Raw genomic sequence first — 21,685 nt, 5'->3', positions numbered from 1 at the left:
GGCAAAAGCAAAAAACGAGGCACGGGGCCTCGTTCCGGTGCAGCCTTCGCCATTTGAGCCCGTGCCAGCCTGGCCGGCCGCCGCTGCAGATTGCGCCACGGCGGCCCGCTGCATCAGCCGCGGCGGGCGAGGACCTTGTCGATCAGGCCGTAGTCAACTGCCTGGTCGCCGCTCATGAAGTTGTCGCGATCGGTATCGCGCGCAATCTTCTCGACCGGCTGGCCCGTCACCTCGGACAGGATAGTGTTGAGCCGCTCGCGCAGGTACAGGATCTCGCGCGCCTGGATCTCGATGTCCGAGGCCTGGCCGCGCGCGCCGCCCAGCGGCTGGTGGATCATGATGCGCGAGTTGGGCAGCGCCGAACGCTTGCCCTTGGCGCCAGCCGCCAGCAGGAACGCGCCCATGCTTGCCGCCATGCCCATGCACAGCGTGGACACGTCCGGCTTGATGAACTGCATGGTGTCGTAGATCGCCAGCCCCGCCGATACGGAACCGCCCGGCGAGTTGATGTACAGCGACACGTCCTTGTCGGGGTTCTCGCTCTCGAGGAACAGCAGCTGGGCCACCACCAGGTTGGCGGTCTGGTCGTTGACCTCGCCCACCATGAACACCACGCGCTCCTTCAGCAGGCGCGAGTAGATGTCATAGGCGCGCTCGCCCCGGCCGGACTGCTCGACGACCATCGGCACCAGCCCCAGGCCCTGGGTTTCCAGTGCCGAAGCCTGCGTGGTGGCGAGACGGTCAAGCAAATCATTGCGGGTCATGCATGTTCTCCATGGATTCGTCGGATCGCAAGGCAATCCGGGGTAACTCGGGAAGCTGCCCCGCCCCGCGCCGTGGCACGGGGCTGCGGGTCACTTCCGGCCTCAGGCTTGCTGCGGGTTGCCTTCGGCGGTGAGTTCCTCGAAGGACACCTTCTTGTCGGTGACCTTGGCCTTGCCGCACACGAAATTTACCACGTTGTTTTCGAGCACGTAGGCTTCCATTTCGGCCAGGCGCTGCTGGTCGCCGTAGTACCAGCGCATGACTTCCTTCGGGTCTTCGTAGCTCTTGGCGAAATCCTCGATCTCGGCCTTGATCTGGTCAGCCTTGGCCTCCAGGCCGTTGGCCTTGACGATCTCGGCCAGGATCAGGCCCAGCTTGACGCGGCGCTCGGCCTGCTGCGCGAACATCTCGGCCGGGATCGGCATGTCCTTGGCGTTGGGCATGCCACGCTGCTCCAGGTCGCGGCGGGCCATTTCCACCAGGCGTTCCTGGTCCTGCTCGATCAGGGCCTTGGGCACGTCCAGCTCGCTGGCCTTCAGCAGCGCTTCCATGACCTGGTCCTTGAGCATGGAGTGCGTGCGGCGCTTCACTTCGCGCTCGAGGTTCTCGCGGATGTCGGCGCGCATCTTCTCGACGCTGCCGTCGGCGATGCCCAGCGACTTGGCGAAGGCATCATTGACTTCCGGCAGGTGCGCCCACTCGATCTTCTTCAGCGTCACGGTGAACTCGGCGGTCTTGCCGGCCACTTCCTTGCCGTGGTAGTCCTCCGGGAAGGCCAGCGGGAAGGTCTTGCTTTCGCCGACCTTCAGGCCCAGCGCGGCCTGCTCGAACTCGGGCAGCATGCGGCCTTCGCCCAGCACGAACGGGAAGTCCTCGGCCTTGCCGCCGGCGAACTCTTCACCGTCGATCTTGCCGACGAAGTCCAGCGTCACGCGGTCGCCGTTCTGGGCGGTGACGTCGGCACCGCCGTCGCCATGCTCGCCGGCTTCGCCGCGGGCGTGGTAGTGCACGCGCTGCTTGCGCAGGATGTCGATGGTCTTGTCGACTTCGGCATCGGTGATTTCAGTGCCGGTGCGGGTGACTTCGGCGGCCGACAGGTCGCCGATGGTCACTTCCGGGTACACCTCGAAGGTGGCGTCGAATGCGACTTCGTCCTCGCCCACGCCTTCGTTCTTGATCTCGAACTTGGGCTGGCCGGCAACCTTGACGTCCTGTTCCTTGGTGATGTCGAAGAACTTGCGTGCGGCCTTGTCGAAGCGCACTTCGAACTCGACCTGCTGGCCGTACTGCTTCTCGACCATCTTCATCGGCACCTTGCCCGGACGGAAGCCCGACATCTTCACGGTCTTCGACAGGCGAACCAGGCGCTCCTGCTTTTCCTTCTCCACTTCGGCCTTGGGGATGGCCAGGGTCACCTTGCGGTCCAGCTTGCCGAGGTTCTCAATCACGTTCGACATGGTCGTAGATCCAATCCAGAAAATGTAGTTGTGTTCGTAGGTGCTACCGCTTGCGCATGTACCGCCCGCTTTACCGCCACGGCGCCGTCACCACAGGACGGCCGGGGCGGCGCACCGGCGAACGGGAAGCTCCGCGCAAACGGAAAACGGGGATTATCGCACGGTTTTCATTCGCTTCCGGCAGATTTTGCCCGGAACGGGCCTGGAACCGCCCGCCGGCCCCGCGGCGCTATCCCGTGTGCCCGTGACGCAGGGCGCGCAGCAGCAGGCGTGCCGGATCCATCGCATCGGCCAGGTCCGACTCCAGCGGCAGCGGCTCGCCCTCGATCTGGCTGGCCAGCAGTTCCGCGCCCAGCGCTGCCCAGGTGAGGCCGCGCGAGCCATATGCAAGGGCGGCGTAGAGCCCGGCCATGCGCGGCAGGTCACGCAAGTGCGCGCCGCGCAGCGATGCGGCCTGCGCCAGCGCGGCGGCCTCGTCAGGCACCTGGCCGACCAGCGGCAGCCGGTTGTGCGTGACCGTGCGCACGCCGACATAGCCGGAGAGCGTCGCGGGATCGATGGCTGCCACGGCATCGGCCTGGCGCGGCAGCATGCCGGTCAGGCGCGCCAGGTTGGCCGCGTGGACCGCCGGCTGCTCCACCAGTGGGCCCTCGTCGGCGTCGTAGCTGGAGCCGACCCGGCCAGCGCCGTCCGCGGTGCGCGGCAGCAGGTAGCCGGCACCAGTCACCACGCAATCCGGCCAGCCGCCGAGCGCATCCACCTGCGCGGATGCCAGCGTGGTCAGCTGCCCGCGCACGCGCCGCATGGTCCAGTGCTGCTGCGGCAGCAGTTGCAGCGCCTCATGTGCGTTGGCCAGTACCAGCACCGGCGCCGATGCCAGCACGTCGCCGTCCTGCCCGAGCGCCTGCCATTGCCCGTCGACGCGCGCGATTGCAGCAACCCGGCAGCGGAAACGTGCCGTCACCGCAGCGCCCGCTTGCGCCAGCTGCGCCGCGCAGATGTCAGGCGGCGCCACCCAGCCGCCTTGCGGGAACCACAGGCCGCCACGCGGCACGCCGGCATGGTGGGCCGCTGCCGCCTCTTCAGCGCTCATCCAGCGCACGAATCCTTCCGGCAAGCGCATCGCCGCCAGCGCGGCGCGCTGGGCCTGGCCCTCGGCTTCGTCCTCGCCGATCTGCAGCACGCCGCAGCCATGCCAGCCGACCGCATGGCCGGCCTCGGCCAACTCCGCCCAGGCACGCAGCGCGTACTGGTTGCCAGCGCGCGACAGCCGCGACAGCAGGCTGTCGTCGGCGGACACATGCGCATGCATGGCCGCCGCGCGATGCGCCGAGGTCTGCCGCGCCGGCCCGTCGTGGCCATCGAACAGCGTCACGCGCCAGCCGCGCGCGGCCAGCCGCTCGGTCACGGCGCAGCCGGCCAGGCCGGCGCCGATCACGATGGCATGGCGCTCGGACCATTGGGCCGGCAGTGGCGGCGCATGGCGGCGCGCTTTCCATTGCGGGCGGAAGCGCGCGACGGTCATTTGCCACTTGCCGCCAAAGCCGGGCGCCCTGCTGACTTCGAAACCCACCTCCTTGAGCCCGCGCCGCACAAAGCCCGCGGCCGCCCATGTAGCCAGCATGGCGCCTGGCCGGGCCAGCCGCGCCAGTCCGCGGAACACTTGCGGCGACCACATCTCCGTATTGCGCGCCGGCGCGAAACCGTCCAGGTAGAAGGCATCCGCGCCGGCCGCCAGCCGCGGCAGCATCTGCTCGATATCGCCCAGCGCCAGCGTCAGCACCACGCGCCCGCCGTCGAAGGCCAGGCGGTGCAGGCCCGGCAGCGCCAGCGGCCATTGCGCCTGCAGCGCCTGCGCCAGCGGCTGCAGCCCGTCCAGCCTGGCGTGCAACTGCGCCAGCCCTTCGCGGGTGAACGGGTGCTTTTCGATCGAGACGAAATGCAGCGTGCCGCAGCGCTGGGGATCATCGCGCCACGCCTGCCAGGTAGCCAGGAAATTCAGCCCCAGGCCGAAGCCAGTCTCGACGATGACGAACTGGCGCTGACCGGCCCACGCCTGCGGCAGGCCGTTGCCACCCAGGAAGACATGGGCGGCCTGCGCCAGCCCGCCTTCGGTGCTGTGGTAGACGTCGTCGTAGCGGGGCGAATACGGGATGCCTTCGGCAGAAAGGATCGGCTCGGCGGGCTCTAATGCGCGCGGCATGGGACAGGGAAACTCGGCGAAAAGCAAAATGCCCGGGCGGATTCGCCGGGGCGTGGGAGCGGGCTTGGTAATTCGCGCCGGATGGTAGCATAGCGGCCTTCCCGCAGACCGCACCGCCCTGCCCCTTGATTTGCGCCGCCCAGGCGCCCCCGCTCCACATGCTCAGCTACCGTCACGCCTTCCACGCCGGCAACCATGCCGATGTCCTCAAACACGCCGTCGTGGTGCAACTGCTCGAGCACCTGGCGCAGAAGGACAAGGCGTTCTGGTATATCGACACCCATGCCGGCGCCGGCCTCTATGCGCTGGACCACGCCTACGCGCAAAAGAAGGCCGAATTCGAAACCGGGATCGCGCCGCTGTGGCGCGCCGCCGCCAGCGGCACCCAGCTGCCGGCGATGCTGGACGAATACCTGGACCAGGTGCGCGCGCTCAACCCGGACGGCAACCTGCGCCACTACCCCGGCTCGCCCTGGCTGGCCTGGCAGATGCTGCGCGAGCACGACCGGCTGCGGCTGTTCGAGCTGCACAGCACCGAGATCCAGGTGCTGCGCGACAACTTCCGCGGCGCCGGGCGCCGCGTCATGCTGTACGACGGCGACGGCTTCGGCGGCATCAAGGCCATCCTGCCTCCGCCGCCGCGCCGCGCGCTGGTGCTGGTCGACCCGTCCTACGAGGACAAGCAGGACTACGCCCGCACCGTGCAGACCATCCGCGACGGGCTGGAGCGATTTGCCACCGGCGTCTATGCGGTCTGGTACCCGCAGGTGCAGCGGCGCGAATCGGCGCAGCTGCCGGTGCAGCTCAAGGGCCTGCCGCTCAAGAGCTGGCTGCACGTGACCCTGACCGTCAGGCATCCGGTCGAGGGCGGCCTGGGCCTGCATGGCAGCGGCATGTTCATCGTCAATCCGCCGTGGCGGCTGAAGGAATCGCTGCAGCAGGCCATGCCGGTGCTGACCGACCTGCTCGGCCAGGACGACGGCGCAAAGTTCACGCTCGAAGCCGAGGAGAACTGAGGCGGCGCACCAGCCAGTCCAGCGCCATGCCCGCGGCCAGGCCGACGCTGTCGGCCAGCAGGTCGAGCCACTCGGCCTCGCGGTAGCCGGTCTGCCCCTGCAGCAGTTCGATCAGCGCGCCGTACGCCACCAGCCCCAGCAAGACGGCCCAGCCACGGCCGTTGTAGGCGCGCCGGCCCAGCACGCCCAGCACCGCGAACGCCAGCATATGGTTGGACTTGTCCCAGCCGGTGGTCGGCAGGGGCTGCGTCGGCGGCATCAGCGAAAGCGCCAGCACCGCGGCCGCGCAGCCCCAGAACAGCAGGCGCCAGCGCAGCGGGGTCAGGGTCGGGAAGGCAGTCATCGGCATGTGTGCGGCCACTGGAAAGCCGACAATATATCCCTGCCGCTTGCCGCGGCCACCGGAGCACCTGGCAGGGCTGGATTCCCCCCGCGCCTTGCGCTACAATCCGCAGCCTCGTTGCACTGCAGGCGCAAGCCATGCCGACACCACGGTTCGGCCGCCAGGGCCGGCAGCGCGGACAGAAGAAAGGCGGGCAGTTCCAGCCGCCTTTTTTGCTTTCCTGTCCGGAGCAAGCCAGCGAGCATCGCGGCCGCCCGCCCGGGCAGCGCCGCAAGGACCGCGAGGGTGGCGAAATTGGTAGACGCACCAGGTTTAGGTCCTGACGCCAGCAATGGTGTAGGGGTTCGAGTCCCCTCCCTCGCACCACCCGCCCTTCTAGTGGCGGGCTGACAACTTCCGTTTCCCAATCCCCTTCGGCACGCTTTTTCCGGCAGGCACCCCCGCGCCACTTTCCAGCCTGCGCCAGTGACGGTATCATTTCGCCATCATATCGATAATCGATACATACGTATATTGGTGCAATACTCACTCATCGTGGTGCAGCCATCCCGTGGATGGTGCTGCCCGGTCCCTTCGCCCGCGACGCAACTATGCCGTCAAAACCCGTCCCGTCACCCGCGCCCGACCGCGACAACCCGCTGTTCAACCAGTCGCTCGAAAAAGGCCTCGAAGTCCTGCGCGCCTTCAACGGCGTCCACCGTACGCTGACCCTGTCGGAACTGGCCGCGCTGACCGGCATGAACAAGAGCTCGGCGCAGCGCACCATCCATACCCTGGAAGCGCTGGGCTATGTCGACAAGCACCCGCAGACGCGGCGCTTCCGGTTGACGCCGCGGGTGATGGAGATCGGCTACAACTACCTGGCGGCTGATGCGCTGATCCCGGTGGCCAGCCCCTACCTGTCGCAGCTGGCCGCAGCCAGCGGCGAGACCGCCAACCTGACCGAGCCGGTCGGGCTGGACATGGTCTACGTGGCCCAGTTGATGACCGCCAAACACATGCCGGTGCTGACGCCGGTGGGCATGCGCATCCCGATGTATTGCACCAGCTCCGGCCGGGCCTACCTCAGCACGCTGCCCGACGAGCAGGTCCTGGCGATGCTGGAGCAGTCGGCGCGCGTGGCGCGCACGCCCTCGACGCTGACCGGCGTGGATGCGATCTTCGAGCGCGTGGCGGCGTGCCGCCGGCTGGGCTACGCCAGCAATGAAGAGGAACTGTTCATCGGCGACATGGGCCTGGCCGCGCCCATCGTCAACAGCCAGGGCGTTGCGGTCGGCGCGGTGCACGTGTCGCCGCCGGCCAGCCGCTGGAGCATGGCCGAGGCGCAGAAAAAGCTGGCGCCGCTGGTGCTGGAATGCGCGCGGGCGATCTCGCGTTCGATCGCACACTGAGGCCCGGCACGGCGAAGGCCGGCCAACTCGCGCAGGGGTGGTAGAACACCTGAGTGCCAGTGCCTTTCGCGGACCCTTGCCGCGATCTATGCTGAAGGTGTCGGGGCGGCACCGAGCCGCTCCGGCATCTTCACCTCAGCCCTGATCGGAGGGCATATGAAATTCCCTGCCTTGCTGTTGGCAGCGTCGATGGCCGCTGGCTGGTCATCGCTCGCCTATGCTGCCGGATGCCAGTACGACATGCAGTGCAAAGGAGAGCGGATCTGCCAGCAAGGGCAGTGCGTCTTTCCTGACGCGGAAGAAACCGCGGAAGCCGGTGGGCCGGCGCCGCTGCCGGCGACCAAGCGCACGCCAGCGCCGCCGCCAGCCCGCGGGTGCTGCACCGTGGCAGGCAAGCTCAAGCTGTCACCGGCCGCGGCCTCGGATACCAGCCTGGCGAGCGGCGATGCGTGCCAGGGGCTGACCGCCTCGGGCAAGCCGGTTCCCGGCACGATCTGCAACTAGCCTCTGGATCTGGCGCGGGCGCCTAGCGCGCGTGCGCCAGCATGGCCTGCAGCAGCACGTTGGCGCCCGCCTCGATGTGCTCGGGCAGCGCGTCTTCCAGCTCGTTATGGCTGATGCCGTCCTTGCACGGCACGAAGATCATGCCTGTGGGCGCGCGCCGCGCGACGTAGACCGCGTCGTGGCCAGCGCCGCTGACCACGTCCATATGCGGCAGGCCCAGCGCCGTGGCCGCGCGCCGCACGCTGTCAACGCATTCGGGCGCGAACACGCACGGCTCGAACTTCACCACCTGGCAGATTTCGACCTCCACGCCGGCGGCCACGGCAATGCCCTCGAACGCCGCCTGCATGGCCGCATGCATGCGGTCCAGGCCAGCCTGCGACAGGTTGCGGAAGTCGACCGAAAAATCGACCCGGCCCGGAATCACGTTGCGCGAGTTCGGCGTGACCTGCAGATAGCCGACCGTGCCGCGCCCGTGCGGCGCCTCGTCGCGCGCGATCTGGTTGACCGCCTCGACCATGCGCGCGGCCGCCAGCATCGCGTCGTGGCGCAGCGTCAGCGGCGTCGGGCCGGCGTGCGCGTCCATGCCGGTCACGGTCACGTCGTACCACTGCTGGCCCAGCGCGCCCGAGACCACGCCGATCGGCAGACCTGCCGCCTCCAGCACCGGCCCCTGCTCGATATGCGCCTCGAAGTAGGCCGCGAACATGCCGCCCGGCACCGCGCCCGCCGGCTGCGCGCCGCGGTAGCCGATCGCCGCCAGCGCGTCGCCCACGCTGACGCCATCCACATCGGTCTGCGCGCGCGCAAAAGCCGCGTCGAACTCTCCGGCAAATACGCCCGAGCCCATCATCACCGGCGTGAAGCGCGTGCCCTCCTCGTTGGTCCAGAACGCGACCTCCAGCGGCGCGCGCGTGACGATGCCCAGGTCGTCGAGCGTGCGCATGACTTCCAGGCCGGCCAGCACGCCGAAGTTGCCGTCGAACTTGCCGCCCGAGGGCTGGGTGTCGATATGGCTGCCGGTGGCCACGGCGCGCGCGTCGGGGTCGCTGCCGGCGCGGCGCGCGAAGACGTTGCCGATCTCGTCGACGCGCACCTCGAGCCCGGCCTCGCGGCACCACTGCACCACCAGGTCGCGCCCCTTGCGGTCGGCTTCGGTCAGCGCGATGCGGCACACGCCGCCCCTGGGCGTGGCGCCGATCGCGGCGAGGTCCATCAGCGATTGCCACAGGCGGGCGCCATTGATGCAGGGAAGGTGTAGCTGGTCCATGTCTGGTTGCGGGTAGGGGGAGGGAGAGGAAACGGCAGCAGGTTCAGCAAGAAGCAGACCACCGTCGCCGGCACTTCGGCCCGCATTCCCGGCCCTGCCACCGTGGCACATGACTTGCTTTGCAGACATCCGTCCCCTCAAGCCAACCCAGGAGCAAGCCTGTGCACCACGATCCCTCCCTTCTCGCGAAAGGTCTCAAGTCAGCTGCCTCGGTCATGAGCGCCGCCGTGCTGGCGCTGCTCGCGCTGCCCGGTGCCGCCCATGCCGACAAGGTGCTGCGCATCGGCATGACCGCCGCCGACATCCCGCGCACGCTCGGCCAGCCCGACCAGGGCTTCGAGGGCAACCGCTTCTCCGGTATCCCGATGTACGACGGCCTCACCCAGTGGGACCTGTCCCGGGGCAACGGCCCCAGCCTGCTGATCCCGGGCCTGGCCACCGAATGGAAGGTCGACGCCGCCGACAAGACCAGATGGGTGTTCAAGCTGCGCCCCGGCGTCAAGTTCCACGACGGCACCCCGTTCAACGCCGATGCCGTGGTCTGGAACGTCGGCAAAGTGCTGGACAAGACCGCCAGGCAGTTCGATCCCAGCCAGGTCGGCGTGACCGCCTCGCGAATGCCGACGCTGCGCACGGCCAGGAAGATCGACGACCTCACCGTGGAGCTGGTCACCTCCGAGCCGGATTCGTTCCTGCCCTACAACCTGACCAACCTGTTCATGGCCTCGCCCACGCAGTGGGAGAAGAAATTCGCCGCGGTGCCGGCCTCGGTCACCGATCCGGTCGAGCGCTCCAAGCAGGCCTGGGTCGCGTTTGCCGCCGACGCCGCCGGCACCGGGCCGTTCAGGATGAGCCGCTTCGTGCCGCGCGAGCGCCTGGAAGTGGTGCGCAATGCGCAATACTGGGACGCGAAGCGCGTGCCGAAGATCGACAAGGTGGTGATGGTGCCGATGCCCGAGGCCAACGCGCGCACCGCCGCGCTGCTGTCGGGCCAGGTCGACTGGATCGAAGCCCCGGCACCCGACGCCATCACCCAGATCAAGAGCCGCGGCTTCCAGGTCTATGCCAACGCGCAGCCGCATATGTGGCCGTGGCAGCTGTCGTTCGCGCCCGGCTCGCCATGGCTGGACAAGCGTGTGCGCCAGGCCGCCAACCTGTGCGTCAACCGCAGCGGCCTGAAGACCCTGCTGGGCGGGTACATGGCCGAGGCCAAGGGCATCGTCGAGACCGGCAATCCGTGGTGGGGCAATCCGAAGTTCGATATCAAGTACGACCCGGCCGCGGCGAAGAAGCTGATGCAGGAGGCCGGCTACTCGGCCGCCAAACCGGTCAAGGTCAAGGTGCAGGTGTCGGCGTCGGGCTCCGGCCAGATGCAGCCGCTGCCGATGAACGAGTACGTGCAGCAGAACCTGAAGGAGTGCTTTATCGACGTCGACTTCGACGTGGTCGAGTGGAACACCCTCTTCACCAACTGGCGCGTCGGCGCCAAGGACGCCAGCGCGCACGGCGCCAACGCAATCAACGTCAGCTTTGCGGCAATGGACCCGTTCTTTGCCATGGTCCGCTTCGTCAGCACCAAGACCCAGCCGCCGGTCTCGAACAACTGGGGCTACTTCGGCAATGCCGAGTTTGACAAGCTGATCGAGAACGCGCGCACCGCGTTTGACGAGAAATCGCGCGACGCGGCGCTGGCCAGGCTGCATGCCCGCATCGTCGAGGAGTCGCCGTTCGTGCTGATCGCGCACGACGTCGGCCCGCGCGCGATTTCGAAGAAGGTCAAGGGCGTGGTGCAGCCGCAGAGCTGGTTTATCGATATCGCGACAATGTCGATGGACTGATCCCGGCCGCGCCCGACGGACGCCGCGCGGCAGCCCGCCGCCCGCGCGGCCCGGCAACCCCGCCCGGTCTTCCCCGCGTGCCGCGCACGGCGCACGCACGCCCCAACTTGCCGGATCCTCCCATGCAATACCTGTTCCGCCGCATCCTCTATGCCATTCCCATCCTGCTCGGGGTGGCGCTGCTGTGCTTCTCGCTGGTCCATATCGCCCCCGGCGATCCGCTGGTGTCGGTGCTGCCGCCCGACGCCTCGGAAGACCTGCGCCGCCAGCTGACCGCACTCTACGGCTTCGACAAGCCCTTCCTGGAGCAATTCGTGCACTGGCTGGGCCGTGCGCTGCAGGGCGACCTGGGCACTTCGATCGCCACCAGCCGACCGGTGATGGCCGAAGTCGGCGCCGCCGTGGTCAATTCCCTGCGCCTGGCCACCGTGGCCACGCTGATCGGCTTCAGCTTCGGCTGCCTGTTCGGCTTTGTCGCCGGCTACCTGCGCGATTCCGTGGCCGACCGCACCGCGTCGCTGCTGTCGGTGCTGGGCGTCAGCATCCCGCACTACTGGCTGGGGATGGTGCTGGTGATCGCGTTCTCGGTGCTGCTGGGCTGGCTGCCGGCCACCGGCGCCGGGCCGGGCGGTTCGGGCGACTGGGCGTGGGACTGGGAGCACATGCAGTACATGCTGCTGCCGGCGGTGACCATGTCTGTGATCCCGATGGGCATCGTGGCGCGCACGGTGCGCGCGCTGGTGGCGGAGATCCTGGCCAACGAGTTCATCGTCGGCCTGCGCGCGCGCGGCCTGTCCGACCTGGCCGTGTTCCGCCACGTGCTCAAGAACGTGGCGCCAACCGCGCTGTCGGTAATGGGCCTGCAACTGGGCTACCTGCTGGGCGGCTCGATCCTGATCGAGACCGTGTTCTCGTGGCCCGGCACGGGCTTCCTGCTCAACGCCGCCATCTTCCAGCGCGACTTCCCGCTGCTGCAGGGGACCATCCTGGTGCTGGCGTTGTTCTTCGTGCTGCTCAACCTGCTGGTCGATGCGCTGCAGACGCTGTTCGACCCGCGCATCCAGCGCAACTGAGGAGGCCGACATGGACATGACCCTCGACCAATCACCGGCCGCCGCCGCGGTGCAGCGCTCGCCCGGCTACTGGACCACGGTCGGCCGGCGCCTGCTGCGCAACCGGCTGGCCATGCTGGCCGCGCTGGTGCTGCTGGGGCTGGTGCTGATGGCGCTGTTCGCCCCGGCACTGATGCCCGCCGATCCGTACGCGGCATCGATCCTCAAGCGCCTCAAGCCGATCGGCACCGAGCACTTTCCGCTCGGCACCGACGAGCTGGGACGCGACATGCTGTCGCGGCTGATGCTGGGCGCGCGGCTGTCGCTGTTCATGGGCATCACGCCGGTGCTGCTTGCCTTTGTCATCGGCAGCGCATTCGGCATCGTCGCCGGCTATGCCGGCGGCTGGACCAACACCGTGATCATGCGGCTCACCGACATCCTGTACGCCTTCCCGTCGGTGCTGCTGGCGATCGCGCTGTCAGGCACGCTGGGGGCGGGCGTGGGCAATGCGCTGCTGTCGCTGACCATCGTCTTTATCCCGCAGATCGTGCGCGTGGCCGAAAGCGTGACCACCCAGGTGCGCAACCGCGAGTTTGTCGACGCGGCGCGTGCTTCCGGGGCGTCGTCGCTGACCATCGTGCGCGCCCATGTGCTCAACAACGTGCTCGGGCCGATCTTCGTCTATGCCACCAGCCTGATCTCGGTGTCGATGATTCTGGCCTCGGGGCTGTCCTTCCTGGGCCTGGGCGTCAAGCCGCCCGAGCCGGAGTGGGGCCTGATGCTCAACACGCTGCGCACGGCCATCTACACCCAGCCGTGGGTTGCCGCCCTGCCCGGCGCCATGATCTTCCTGACCTCGGTCTCGTTCAACCTGCTGGCCGACGGCATCCGCTCGGCCATGGAAATCAAGGACTGAACCATGCCAGCACTGATGCAGGCCCCTTCGCCACAGGCCGGCCGCGATGTCGGCGGCCCGGCGCAGCCACTGGTGATCGCCCACCAGCTGGTCAAGCACTTTCCCATCAACTCCGGCCTGCCCGGCCTGCGCGCGCGCGCCGCGTCGGTGCGCGCGGTCGATGGCGTCAGCTTCGACGTGCTCAAGGGCGAGACCCTGGGCGTGGTCGGCGAGTCCGGCTGCGGCAAGTCCACCACCGCGCGGCTGCTGATGCAGCTGACGCAGCAGGACCGCGGCGAGCTGATCTTCGACGCGCAGGGCGTGGGCTCGGCCCAGCTGCCGATGAAGAAGTTCCGCAGCCAGGTGCAGATGGTGTTCCAGGACAGCTATTCGTCGCTGAACCCGCGCCTGACCATCGAGGCGTCGATCGCCTTCACGCCACGCGTCCATGGCGTGCCGGCGCGCGAAGCCACCGAGCGCGCCCGCTACCTGCTGCAGCGCGTCGGGCTGGACCCGGTGCGCTTTGCCGGGCGCTACCCGCACGAGCTGTCGGGCGGGCAGCGCCAGCGCGTCAACATTGCCCGCGCGCTGGCGCTGCGCCCGCGCCTGGTGATCCTGGACGAGGCGGTCTCGGCACTGGACAAGTCGGTGGAGGCGCAGGTGCTGAACCTGCTGCTGGACCTGAAGGCCGAGTTCGACCTGACCTACGTCTTCATCAGCCACGACCTCAACGTGATCCGCTACCTGTGCGACCGCGTGATGGTGATGTACCTGGGCAAGGTGGTGGAGATCGCGGATACCGAGACCCTTTATCAGCACCCGGCGCACCCATACACGCGCGCGCTGCTGGCGTCGATGCCGTCGATGGACCCGGACCGCCGCACCGCGGTCGCGCCGCTGACGGGCGACCCGCCCAACCCGATCAACCCGCCGTCCGGCTGCAGTTTCCATCCGCGCTGCGCCATGGCGCAGGACGTGTGCGGGCGGCGCGAGCCGCAGCTGACCGACCTGGTGGCCGGGCATCCGGTCGCCTGCCTGCTGGCCGCCGCGCCCTGAGGAGCCCACCATGTCCACCACCCCACAAAGCACACCCGGCGCGCCGATGATCTCGGTGCGGGACCTGCACGTCACCTTCTCCGGCGGCGGCAAGACCATCCGCGCCGTCAACGGCGTCTCGCTCGACGTGGGCGCCGGCGAGGCCGTGGCCCTGATCGGCGAATCCGGCTCCGGCAAGAGTGTCACGCTGCGCGCGCTGATGCGCCTGCACCCGCCGCGCCGCACCCGCATGGCAGGCCAGATCCGCGTCGACGGCGCCGACGTGATGGCGCTCGACCAGCGCGCGCTGGCCCGGCTGCGCGGCGGCACCATGGCGATGGTGTTCCAGGAGCCGCTGCTGGCGCTGGACCCGGTCTACACCGTGGGCCAGCAGATCGTCGAATGCATCCGCACCCACGACACGGTCTCGGCCGCCGAGGCGCGCGCGCGCGCGCTGCAGGCGCTCGAGTCCGTGCGCATTCCCAGCCCGGAGCGGCGGCTGGCAGCGTATCCGCACGAGCTGTCGGGCGGCATGCGCCAGCGCGCCATGATCGCACTGGCACTGTCGGCGCGGCCCAGGATCCTGCTGGCCGACGAGCCCACCACCGCGCTGGACGCCACCGTGCAGATCCAGGTGCTGATCCTGCTGCGCGAGCTGCAGCGCGAACTGGGGCTGTCCATTGTTTTCGTCACCCACGATATCGGCGCCGCGGTGGAGATCGCCGACCGCGTCGCGGTGATGTACGGCGGGCGCATTGTCGAGGAAGGCCCGATCCGCACCCTGCTGCGCGCGGCGCGCCACCCCTACACCATCGCCCTGCTGCAAAGCCGCCAGCATGGCATGGACCGCGGCCAGCGGCTGCAGGCCATCGGCGGCGCCCCGCCCGACCTGGCCGCGCTGCCGCCGGGCTGCACCTTCGCGCCACGCTGCCCGCATGCGCGCCCGCAATGCCTGGCCGAGGTGCCGCAGGCGCTCACCGTCGGCACCGGCCACCGCGTCAGCTGCGTGCTGGCCGCCGAGCCCGCGGTCGCCACCGCGGCATGACCCCCATCCCAGAACCCCAACGTATTCCAGGCCACCCATGACGCTTGCCACCCATCCTGCCCGTGCCTTCATGCCGTACCCACAGATCACCGTCCCGCACGCCGCCGGCGGCCCGCTGCGGGGCCTGAGCTTCGCCGTGAAGGACCTGTTCGACGTAGCTGGCTATCCGACCGGCGGCGGCAATCCGCACGTGCTGGCGCGCTCGGGCATCAAGGCCGCGACCGCGCCGGCGGTGCAGCGGCTGCTGGATGCCGGCGCCGCCTTCGTCGGCAAGACCCACACCGACGAGCTGGCCTTCTCCATGAACGGCCAGAACGCCCACTACGGGCGCCCGGTCAACGGCGCGGCGCCGGAGCGCATCACCGGCGGCTCGTCGTCGGGCTCGGCCTCGGCGGTATCGAACGGCTTGTGCGACTTTGCGCTGGGCTCCGACACCGGCGGCTCGGTGCGCGCGCCGGCCAGCCATTGCGGCCTGTTCGGCATCCGGCCCACGCACGGGCGCATTTCACTGGAACGCTGCCTGCCGCTGTCCGAAAGCCTGGACACCTGCGGCTTCTTTGCGCGCGACATCGGCACCTTCGCGCGCGTGGCCGAGGTGCTGTTCGGGGCGGACCCGGCGCCGCTGCCGGCCGCGCCGCGGCTGCTGTTTGCCACCGACCTGTTCGGCCAGCCGACCCCGGAGGCCCGCGACGCGCTGGCGCCGGCTGCCGCCCGGATCGAAGCCGCGCTGGGCCACGCCGCGCCAGTCACCGTAGCCGACCGGCCGCTGTCCGAGCTGTGGTGGGCGTTCCGCTACGTGCAGGGCTGGGAGGCATGGCACAGCGACGGCGAACTGATCGAGCAACACGGACTGGAGCTGGGTGCCGATGTCGCGGCACGCTTCGCCTTCGCGAAGGCCGTCACCCGCAGCCAGTTCGACGAAGCCAGTGCCGTGCGCCGCGACTTCACCGCGCACCTGGGCCGCCTGCTGGGGCCGGACGGCGTGCTGGTGCTGCCGACCATGCCCGATATCGCGCCGCTGCGCGCCGAACCGATCGAGTCCCTGGAGACCTACCGCAACCTCGCCGCCCAGACGCTGTGCCTGACGCCGCTGAGCGGCTTCCCGCAGCTGAACCTGCCGCTGGCCGGCCGCGACGGCGCACCGCTCGGCATCTCGCTGCTGGGGCCGGCGGGCAGTGACCGCAGCCTGGTCGCTCTGGCGGAGCGGATCATGGCGCACCAGGCTTGAACCAGTAACGCAAAGGGCACGCGGCATGCCGACGGCGAGGTCGATGCCGGCATCGTCTCGCCAGGACCGGCCCGCGGCTTCCGCGAAGCCGCAGCCTGAACCGCGCCGCGCCTCAACTCGCCAGCGCCGACACCCCGCCCTCCGGCCGCTTGACGCGGAACCACGCCGCATACAGCGCCGGCAGGAACAGCAGCGTCAGCACCGTGGCAATGATCAGCCCGCCCATGATCGCCACCGCCATCGGCCCCCAGAACATCGAGCGCGACAGCGGGATCATCGCCAGCACCGCCGCGGCGGCGGTCAGGATGATCGGCCGGAAGCGGCGCACCGCGGCTTCGACGATGGCGGTCCACTGCGGCACGCCGGCGCTGACGTCCTGCTCGATCTGGTCGACCAGGATCACCGAGTTGCGGATGATCATGCCCAGCAGTGCGGTGATGCCCAGCTGCGCCACAAACCCCATCGGCGCGCGCAGCAGCAACAGCGTGGCGGCGGCGCCGATCAGGCCCAGCGGGCCGGTAAGGAACACCATGGCCGCGCGCGAGAAGCTGTGCAGCTGAAGCATCAGCAGCGTGAAGATGATGAAGATGCACAGCGGCAGCTGCGCCGCGATCGAAGCGCCAGCCTTGCCGCTCTCTTCTTCCGCGCCGGCCACGGTGATGCGGTAGCCTGGCGGCAACTGCGCGCGCAGCTTGTCCAGCTTCGGGTTGATCTGCGCGGTCACCGTCGGGCCCTGGATGCCGTCGACCACGTCGGACTGCACGGTCACGCCGAAGTCGCGGTTCTCGCGCCACACCACGCCCGGTTCCGAGCGCAGCGTCACGCGCGCCACCTGCGTCAGCGGCACCATGCGCCCGGTGTTGGTCGGCACCAGCATGTTGTTCAGGTCCGAGATCGCGTCGCGCTCACTGCGCGGGGTGCGCATCAGGATGTCGATCAGCTTGTCGCCGTCGCGGTACTGGCCCACCGGCACGCCGCTCAGCACGGTCTGCGTGACGCGGGCGATGGCATTGGTGGTCACGCCCAGTGCGCGCGCCTTGTCCTGGTCGATCTCCAGGCGCAGCATCTTGACGTTCTCATTCCAGTTGTCGTTGACCCCGACGGTGTTGGGGTTGGCGCGCATCTCGGCCTTGACCTGGTCGGCCAGCTGGCGCACCCCGGCGGCGTCCGGCCCGATCACGCGGAACTGCACCGGATAGGCCACCGGAGGCCCGTTGGGCAACAGCTTGACGCGGCCCCGCAGGTACGGGAATTCGGCATCCATCAGCTTGATGATGCGGCGGCGCAGCGCATCGCGCACCTCGGTGCTGACCGGCATCACGATCACCTGCGCCACATTGGTCTGCGGGAAGATCTGGTCCAGCGGCAGGTAGAAACGCGGCGCGCCGGTGCCGACGAAGGTGGTCAGGCTCTCGACCTCGCGGTCCTTGCCGACCAGCTGCTCGAAGCGCTTGGCCTCGGTTTCCATCTGGGCAAAGCTGGTGCCCTCGGGCATCCACAGTTCCACCATCAGCTCGGGGCGGCTGGAATCGGGGAAGAACTGCTTCTCGACAAACTTGAAGGCGTAGATCCCCAGCGCAAAGGCCACCAGCGTGATCGCGATCACCACCTTGCGCCAGCTCACGCACCAGTCCACCAGCCGGCGAAAGCGCGCATAGAACGGCGTGTCGAAGACCTCGTGGGCCTCGCCCGCGCCGGGGCCGCGGGTCTTGAGCAGCAGGTAGCCCAGGTAGGGCGTGAAATAGACCGCCGCCAGCCACGACAGCACCAGCGCCAGCGCCGTCACCGCAAAGATCGCGAAGGTGTATTCGCCCACCGTCGAGCGCGCCAGGCCCACCGGCAGGAAGCCGGCCGCGGTGATCAGCGTGCCGGTCAGCATCGGCATCGCGGTGGAGGTATAGGCGAAGGTGGCCGCCTCCATCTTGGAGAAACCCTCTTCCAGCTTGCGCACCATCATCTCGACCGCGATGATGGCGTCGTCCACCAGCAGTCCCAGCGCCACGATCAAGGCCCCGAGCGAGATCTTGTGCAGGCCGATGCCGAAGATATGCATGAACAGGAAGGTCACGGCCAGCACCAGCGGGATCGTCAGCGCCACCACCAGCCCGGGACGCACGTCCAGCCGCAAGGGCCGCGTATGCAGGCCCAGCGCAATGAAACTGACCGCCAGCACGATCACCACCGCCTCGATCAGCACGCGCACGAACTCGCCGACCGAGCGCTTGACGGCTTGCGGCTGGTCCTGCACCTGGTCCATCTCGATGCCTACCGGCAGCTGGCCGCGCAGCTGGTCAAAGGCCGTGCGCAGGTTCTTGCCCAGCTCGATGATGTCGCCGCCCTTCTGCATCGAAATGCCCAGCCCGATCACGTCCTTGCCGTTGAAGCGCATGCGCGTCTGGGTCGGGTCGACATAGCCCCGGTAGACGTGCGCGATGTCGCCCAGGCGGATGTTGGCGATGCCGTTGGGCCCGCGCAGCACCAGGTTCTCCAGGTCTTCCACGCTGGCGAACTGGCCCGACAGGCGCACCTGCAGGTTGTCGGTCGGGGTGACCAGCACGCCGCTGCCGGTCAGGTTGTTCTGCTGCGAGATCTGGTCGGCGATGGCGTTGATATCCAGCCCCAGCTGGGCAAAGCGCGCCTGGTTGAACTCGATGAAAACCTTCTCGTCCTGCAGGCCGATCAGCGACACCTTGGCCACCGACGGCACGCGCAGCAGTTCCTGGCGCACCAGGTCGGCGTACTCGCGCAGCTCCTTGTAGTTGAAGCCATCGGCGGAGAGCGCGTAGATGGTGCCGTACACGTCGCCAAACTCATCATTGAAGAACGGCCCGCGCACGCCCGCGGGCAGCGTCTGCTGGATATCGCCGATCTTCTTGCGCACGGTGTACCAGACCTGCGCGGTCTCCTTCGCCGGCGAGGTGTCCTTGAGCTGGAAGATCACCGTGGTCTCGCCCGGCTTGGAGAAGCTGCGGATCTTGTCCGCATAGGGCACTTCCTGCAGCTGGCGCTCGATCTTGTCCGTCACCTGGACGGCGATCTGCTCGGCGGTGGCGCCGGGCCAGAAGGCCTGCACCACCATCACGCGGAAGGTAAAGGGCGGATCCTCGTCCTGGCCCAGCTGGAAGAACGCCAGCATGCCGCCAAGCAGCAGCACCACCAGCAGGTAGCGGGTCAGCGGCTGGTGCTCGAGTGCCCAGCGCGACAGGTTGAAGCGGGAATGATCCATCCGCTCACCCCTGCTTCGGGGTGGCGGCCGGTGCCGATGCCGGGGCCGATGCAGGCCCTGCCGCAGGCGCGACCGTCTGCAGCGGTCGCACCTTCTGGCCTGCGCGCAAAAGGTGCACCCCGGCGGTGACGATGGTCTGGCCCGGGGCCAGGCCCTGGCGCACCTCCACCTCGTTGCCGATGGCCTCGCCCAGCGTCACCGGCACCGGCTTGACCGTGCCGGCGGCGGCGTCATAGATCCAGACCTGGTTGCGGCCCTGCTCCTGCAGCAGCGCGGTCAGCGGCACCCGGATGGCCGGGGTGGCGCCGGTGCGCATGAAGGTCACCACCGCGGTCATGCCGAGCTTGAGGTCGGCGGGCGGGTTCGGCACCGTCACGCGGGTGGCATAGGTGCGGGTGACCGGGTCGGCCGCCGCGGCAATCTCGCGCACGCGGCCAGGCAGCGTGCGCTGCGGCTCGGCCCAGGTATGGATGGTCACGTCGGTAATGCCGCGCAGCAGGTCGACCTGGTCTTCGGGCAGGCCGATCGCGACTTCCTTCTCTGCCGTCTGCGCCACGCGCACCACCGGCTGGCCCGGCGTCACCACCTGGCCCACCTCGGCATCGATCGCCGTGACCACGCCGTCGGCATCGGCATGCAGGACCGCGTAGCCGGTCTGGTTGGACTGGCTGCGCAGCCCGGCCTGGGCCTGGCGCAGCCGCGATTCGGCGGCGTCATAGTTGGCCTGGCGCCGGTGCTGCTCGGCAGCGCTGATAAAGCCCTTGGCGAACAGGTCGTTGTAGCGCTTCAGGTCGGCGGCGGCCAGGTCGCGGTCAGTCTTCGCGGCCTCGAACTGGGCGCGCGAGCCGGCCTCGGCCAGCGACAGGTCGGTGGGGTCCAGGCGCGCCAGCGGCTGGCCCTTGCTGACCACCGCGCCCACATCCACCAGCCTGGCGGCGATCTTGCCCCCGACGCGGAAGCCCAGCCGCGACTCCACGCGCGGGCGCACGTCGCCGGAGAACTCGAAGGCGGTCTTGCCATTGTGCGGGCTCAGCTGCATCAGGCGCACCGGGCGCACCTCCGGCGCCGGCTCGGCCTTCTTGCCGCAGCCGGCCAGGGCCAGCAGGCTGGCCGTCAAAAGTGTGGCCACGGCCACGCCTCGGCGGAGGTGGCGCGGCGGCATCGTAACAACAGGAGAATCTGCAGCCGCAACTTCCGGCACTTGGCAAAGCACTGGCATCGGTAGGCAACAAGTCGGATGGAACCACTGACAAGACTGGCCGGTGAGCGCAATCCCCTGCGCCCGGGAAGTCGTCGAGGCGCGGGGATGGCCGCGCGCAGCCGGCATCGGCAATAAATAACTTTCCGGTCAGTAATATAGCGACGCACCCCGGGTGCGTCAAACGGCAGGCGACGAAACCGCTGGAATGAAGACTCAGTTGCCGTTCCGGGCCGGTGAACTGCGCCGACAGGCTTCGGCATGCGCGACCATACCCTGCCCGGCGCGATGCTACAATCCGCCGCGCCGCTGGCGCTTCCCCCCACATCTTCGACCCGAGACCGGCGTGACGCCCGATCAGTATTGCCAAGAGAAAGTCGCCCAGAGCGGCTCGAGCTTCTATTACAGCTTCCTGTTCCTGCCGGCCGAGCGCCGCCGCGCCATCACCGCGCTGTACGCCTGGTGCCGCGAAGTCGACGACGTGGTCGACGACAGCCATGATGCTGGCCTGGCCCACCAGCAGCTGGACTGGTGGCGCGCCGAGCTGCGCCGCCTGTTCGAGGGCGAGCCGACCCATCCGACCACCAAGGCCCTGCAGCCGCATGTGCGCAGCGCCGGCCTGCCCCAGGGCGAGATGTCCGAAGTGCTGGAAGGCATGGAAATGGACCTGACCCAGACCCGCTACCTGGACGAGCCCGGCCTGGCCCGCTACTGCCATTGCGTGGCCGGCGTGGTCGGCACGCTCAGCGCGCGGCTGTTCGGCTATACCGACCCGCAGACCCTGGTGTTTGCCGAGAAGCTTGGCCAGTCGCTGCAACTGGTCAATATCCTGCGCGACGTCGGCGAGGACGCGCGGCGCGGGCGCATCTACCTGCCGGTCAATACCCTGCAGCAGTTCCAGGTGCCTGCATCCGAGATCCTGAAGGGCCAGCATTCCGATCGCTTTGTCGCGCTGATGCAGTACCACGCCGGCCGGGCCCGCGCGCTGTACCATGAGGCACTGGCGCTGCTGCCCAGGCAGGACCGCCGCGCCCAGCGCGCCGGCCTGCTGATGGGCGCGATCTACCACGCGCTGCTCGACGAACTGGAAGCGAGCCAGTTCCAGGTGCTGAACCAGCGCATTGCGCTGACCCCGCTGCGCAAGCTGTGGATTGCCTGGAAGACCTGGGTGCGCAACAGCTAGCGTCCTGCTCTCTTTCCTCTCCGACCCGCCAAG

The 21,685-nt window shown here is 68.8% G+C and carries 17 protein-coding genes and 1 tRNA gene; 11 read left to right on the top strand and 7 right to left on the bottom strand.

From position 1 onward, the window contains the following. Positions 1 to 113: 113 nt before the first annotated feature. The 3 genes from clpP to mnmC all read right to left on the bottom strand — a co-directional run bounded on the left by clpP (position 114) and on the right by mnmC (position 4,425). A complete protein-coding gene (gene clpP / locus AC3WLF_RS17605) occupies positions 114 to 764 on the bottom strand; it encodes an ATP-dependent Clp endopeptidase proteolytic subunit ClpP (protein ID WP_011615108.1) in 651 nt (216 codons plus the stop codon). Positions 765 to 866: 102 nt separating this feature from the next. Next, entirely contained in the window at positions 867 to 2,222 is a 1,356-nt protein-coding gene (tig, locus tag AC3WLF_RS17600; RefSeq protein ID WP_492351949.1) for a trigger factor, read from the bottom strand. Positions 2,223 to 2,451: 229 nt separating this feature from the next. Further along, entirely contained in the window at positions 2,452 to 4,425 is a 1,974-nt protein-coding gene (gene mnmC / locus AC3WLF_RS17595; protein WP_492356304.1) for a bifunctional tRNA (5-methylaminomethyl-2-thiouridine)(34)-methyltransferase MnmC2/FAD-dependent 5-carboxymethylaminomethyl-2-thiouridine(34) oxidoreductase MnmC1, read from the bottom strand. 158 nt (positions 4,426 to 4,583) lie between these two features. On the opposite strand from mnmC, the gene AC3WLF_RS17590 reads away from it, so the two are divergent. Continuing rightward, positions 4,584 to 5,441 (top strand): 23S rRNA (adenine(2030)-N(6))-methyltransferase RlmJ, encoded by an 858-nt coding sequence (locus AC3WLF_RS17590; protein ID WP_492321397.1) that lies wholly within the window; start codon positions 4,584 to 4,586, stop codon positions 5,439 to 5,441. Here AC3WLF_RS17590 and AC3WLF_RS17585 read toward each other — a convergent pair. Further along, a complete protein-coding gene (locus AC3WLF_RS17585) occupies positions 5,416 to 5,790 on the bottom strand; it encodes a VanZ family protein (protein WP_492321396.1) in 375 nt (124 codons plus the stop codon). The genes AC3WLF_RS17590 and AC3WLF_RS17585 overlap by 26 nt on opposite strands. A 273-nt stretch (positions 5,791 to 6,063) precedes the next feature. On the opposite strand from AC3WLF_RS17585, the gene AC3WLF_RS17580 reads away from it, so the two are divergent. From AC3WLF_RS17580 to AC3WLF_RS17570, 3 genes are all read left to right on the top strand, one after another. Then, positions 6,064 to 6,150 (top strand) — tRNA-Leu (locus AC3WLF_RS17580). Between the two features lie 224 nt (positions 6,151 to 6,374). After that, a complete protein-coding gene (locus tag AC3WLF_RS17575; protein ID WP_492321395.1) occupies positions 6,375 to 7,175 on the top strand; it encodes an IclR family transcriptional regulator in 801 nt (266 codons plus the stop codon). Positions 7,176 to 7,331: 156 nt separating this feature from the next. Next, positions 7,332 to 7,679: a hypothetical protein gene (locus AC3WLF_RS17570; RefSeq protein WP_011615103.1), complete on the top strand. Its 348-nt coding sequence runs from the start codon at positions 7,332 to 7,334 to the stop codon at positions 7,677 to 7,679. Positions 7,680 to 7,701: 22 nt separating this feature from the next. On the opposite strand, the gene AC3WLF_RS17565 is transcribed toward AC3WLF_RS17570, so the two are convergent. Beyond that, positions 7,702 to 8,949, bottom strand: a complete 1,248-nt coding sequence (locus AC3WLF_RS17565; RefSeq protein WP_492356305.1) for a Zn-dependent hydrolase — start codon at positions 8,947 to 8,949, stop codon at positions 7,702 to 7,704. A gap of 215 nt (positions 8,950 to 9,164) precedes the next feature. Here AC3WLF_RS17565 and AC3WLF_RS17560 point away from each other — a divergent pair, with 215 nt between their 5' ends. The 6 genes from AC3WLF_RS17560 (at position 9,165) to AC3WLF_RS17535 (ending at position 16,045) form a co-directional block, all read left to right on the top strand. Then, complete coding sequence (locus tag AC3WLF_RS17560) at positions 9,165 to 10,787, top strand: ABC transporter substrate-binding protein (RefSeq protein WP_492356306.1); 1,623 nt, start codon at positions 9,165 to 9,167, stop codon at positions 10,785 to 10,787. Between the two features lie 122 nt (positions 10,788 to 10,909). Then, positions 10,910 to 11,860: an ABC transporter permease gene (locus AC3WLF_RS17555; RefSeq protein WP_492321392.1), complete on the top strand. Its 951-nt coding sequence runs from the start codon at positions 10,910 to 10,912 to the stop codon at positions 11,858 to 11,860. A 10-nt stretch (positions 11,861 to 11,870) separates the two neighbouring features. After that, positions 11,871 to 12,758, top strand: a complete 888-nt coding sequence (locus tag AC3WLF_RS17550) for an ABC transporter permease (protein WP_492321391.1) — start codon at positions 11,871 to 11,873, stop codon at positions 12,756 to 12,758. Positions 12,759 to 12,761: 3 nt separating this feature from the next. After that, positions 12,762 to 13,793, top strand: coding sequence for an ABC transporter ATP-binding protein (locus AC3WLF_RS17545; protein WP_492321390.1), 1,032 nt, complete (start codon positions 12,762 to 12,764; stop codon positions 13,791 to 13,793). 10 nt (positions 13,794 to 13,803) lie between these two features. Next, positions 13,804 to 14,817 carry an ABC transporter ATP-binding protein gene (locus tag AC3WLF_RS17540; protein WP_492321389.1) on the top strand — a complete coding sequence of 338 codons (1,014 nt, stop codon included), beginning with the start codon at positions 13,804 to 13,806 and terminating at the stop codon, positions 14,815 to 14,817. Between the two features lie 37 nt (positions 14,818 to 14,854). Then, positions 14,855 to 16,045: an amidase gene (locus tag AC3WLF_RS17535; protein ID WP_492356308.1), complete on the top strand. Its 1,191-nt coding sequence runs from the start codon at positions 14,855 to 14,857 to the stop codon at positions 16,043 to 16,045. A gap of 112 nt (positions 16,046 to 16,157) precedes the next feature. On the opposite strand, the gene AC3WLF_RS17530 is transcribed toward AC3WLF_RS17535, so the two are convergent. After that, the gene (locus AC3WLF_RS17530; RefSeq protein WP_492356309.1) at positions 16,158 to 19,271 is read right to left on the bottom strand and encodes an efflux RND transporter permease subunit; all 3,114 of its coding nucleotides are present in this window, start codon (positions 19,269 to 19,271) and stop codon (positions 16,158 to 16,160) included. Positions 19,272 to 19,275: 4 nt separating this feature from the next. Beyond that, positions 19,276 to 20,433 carry an efflux RND transporter periplasmic adaptor subunit gene (locus tag AC3WLF_RS17525; RefSeq protein WP_492321386.1) on the bottom strand — a complete coding sequence of 386 codons (1,158 nt, stop codon included), beginning with the start codon at positions 20,431 to 20,433 and terminating at the stop codon, positions 19,276 to 19,278. A 382-nt stretch (positions 20,434 to 20,815) separates the two neighbouring features. Between AC3WLF_RS17525 and hpnD the strand changes: the two genes are divergently transcribed. Then, positions 20,816 to 21,652 carry a presqualene diphosphate synthase HpnD gene (gene hpnD / locus AC3WLF_RS17520; protein ID WP_492321385.1) on the top strand — a complete coding sequence of 279 codons (837 nt, stop codon included), beginning with the start codon at positions 20,816 to 20,818 and terminating at the stop codon, positions 21,650 to 21,652. Positions 21,653 to 21,685: the final 33 nt, after the last annotated feature.

It is taken from the genome of Cupriavidus sp. FW306-01-F10A, assembly GCF_058782785.1.
Note: the sequence above shows the minus strand (reverse complement) of the source record. Positions and strands in the feature narration are given on the sequence as shown.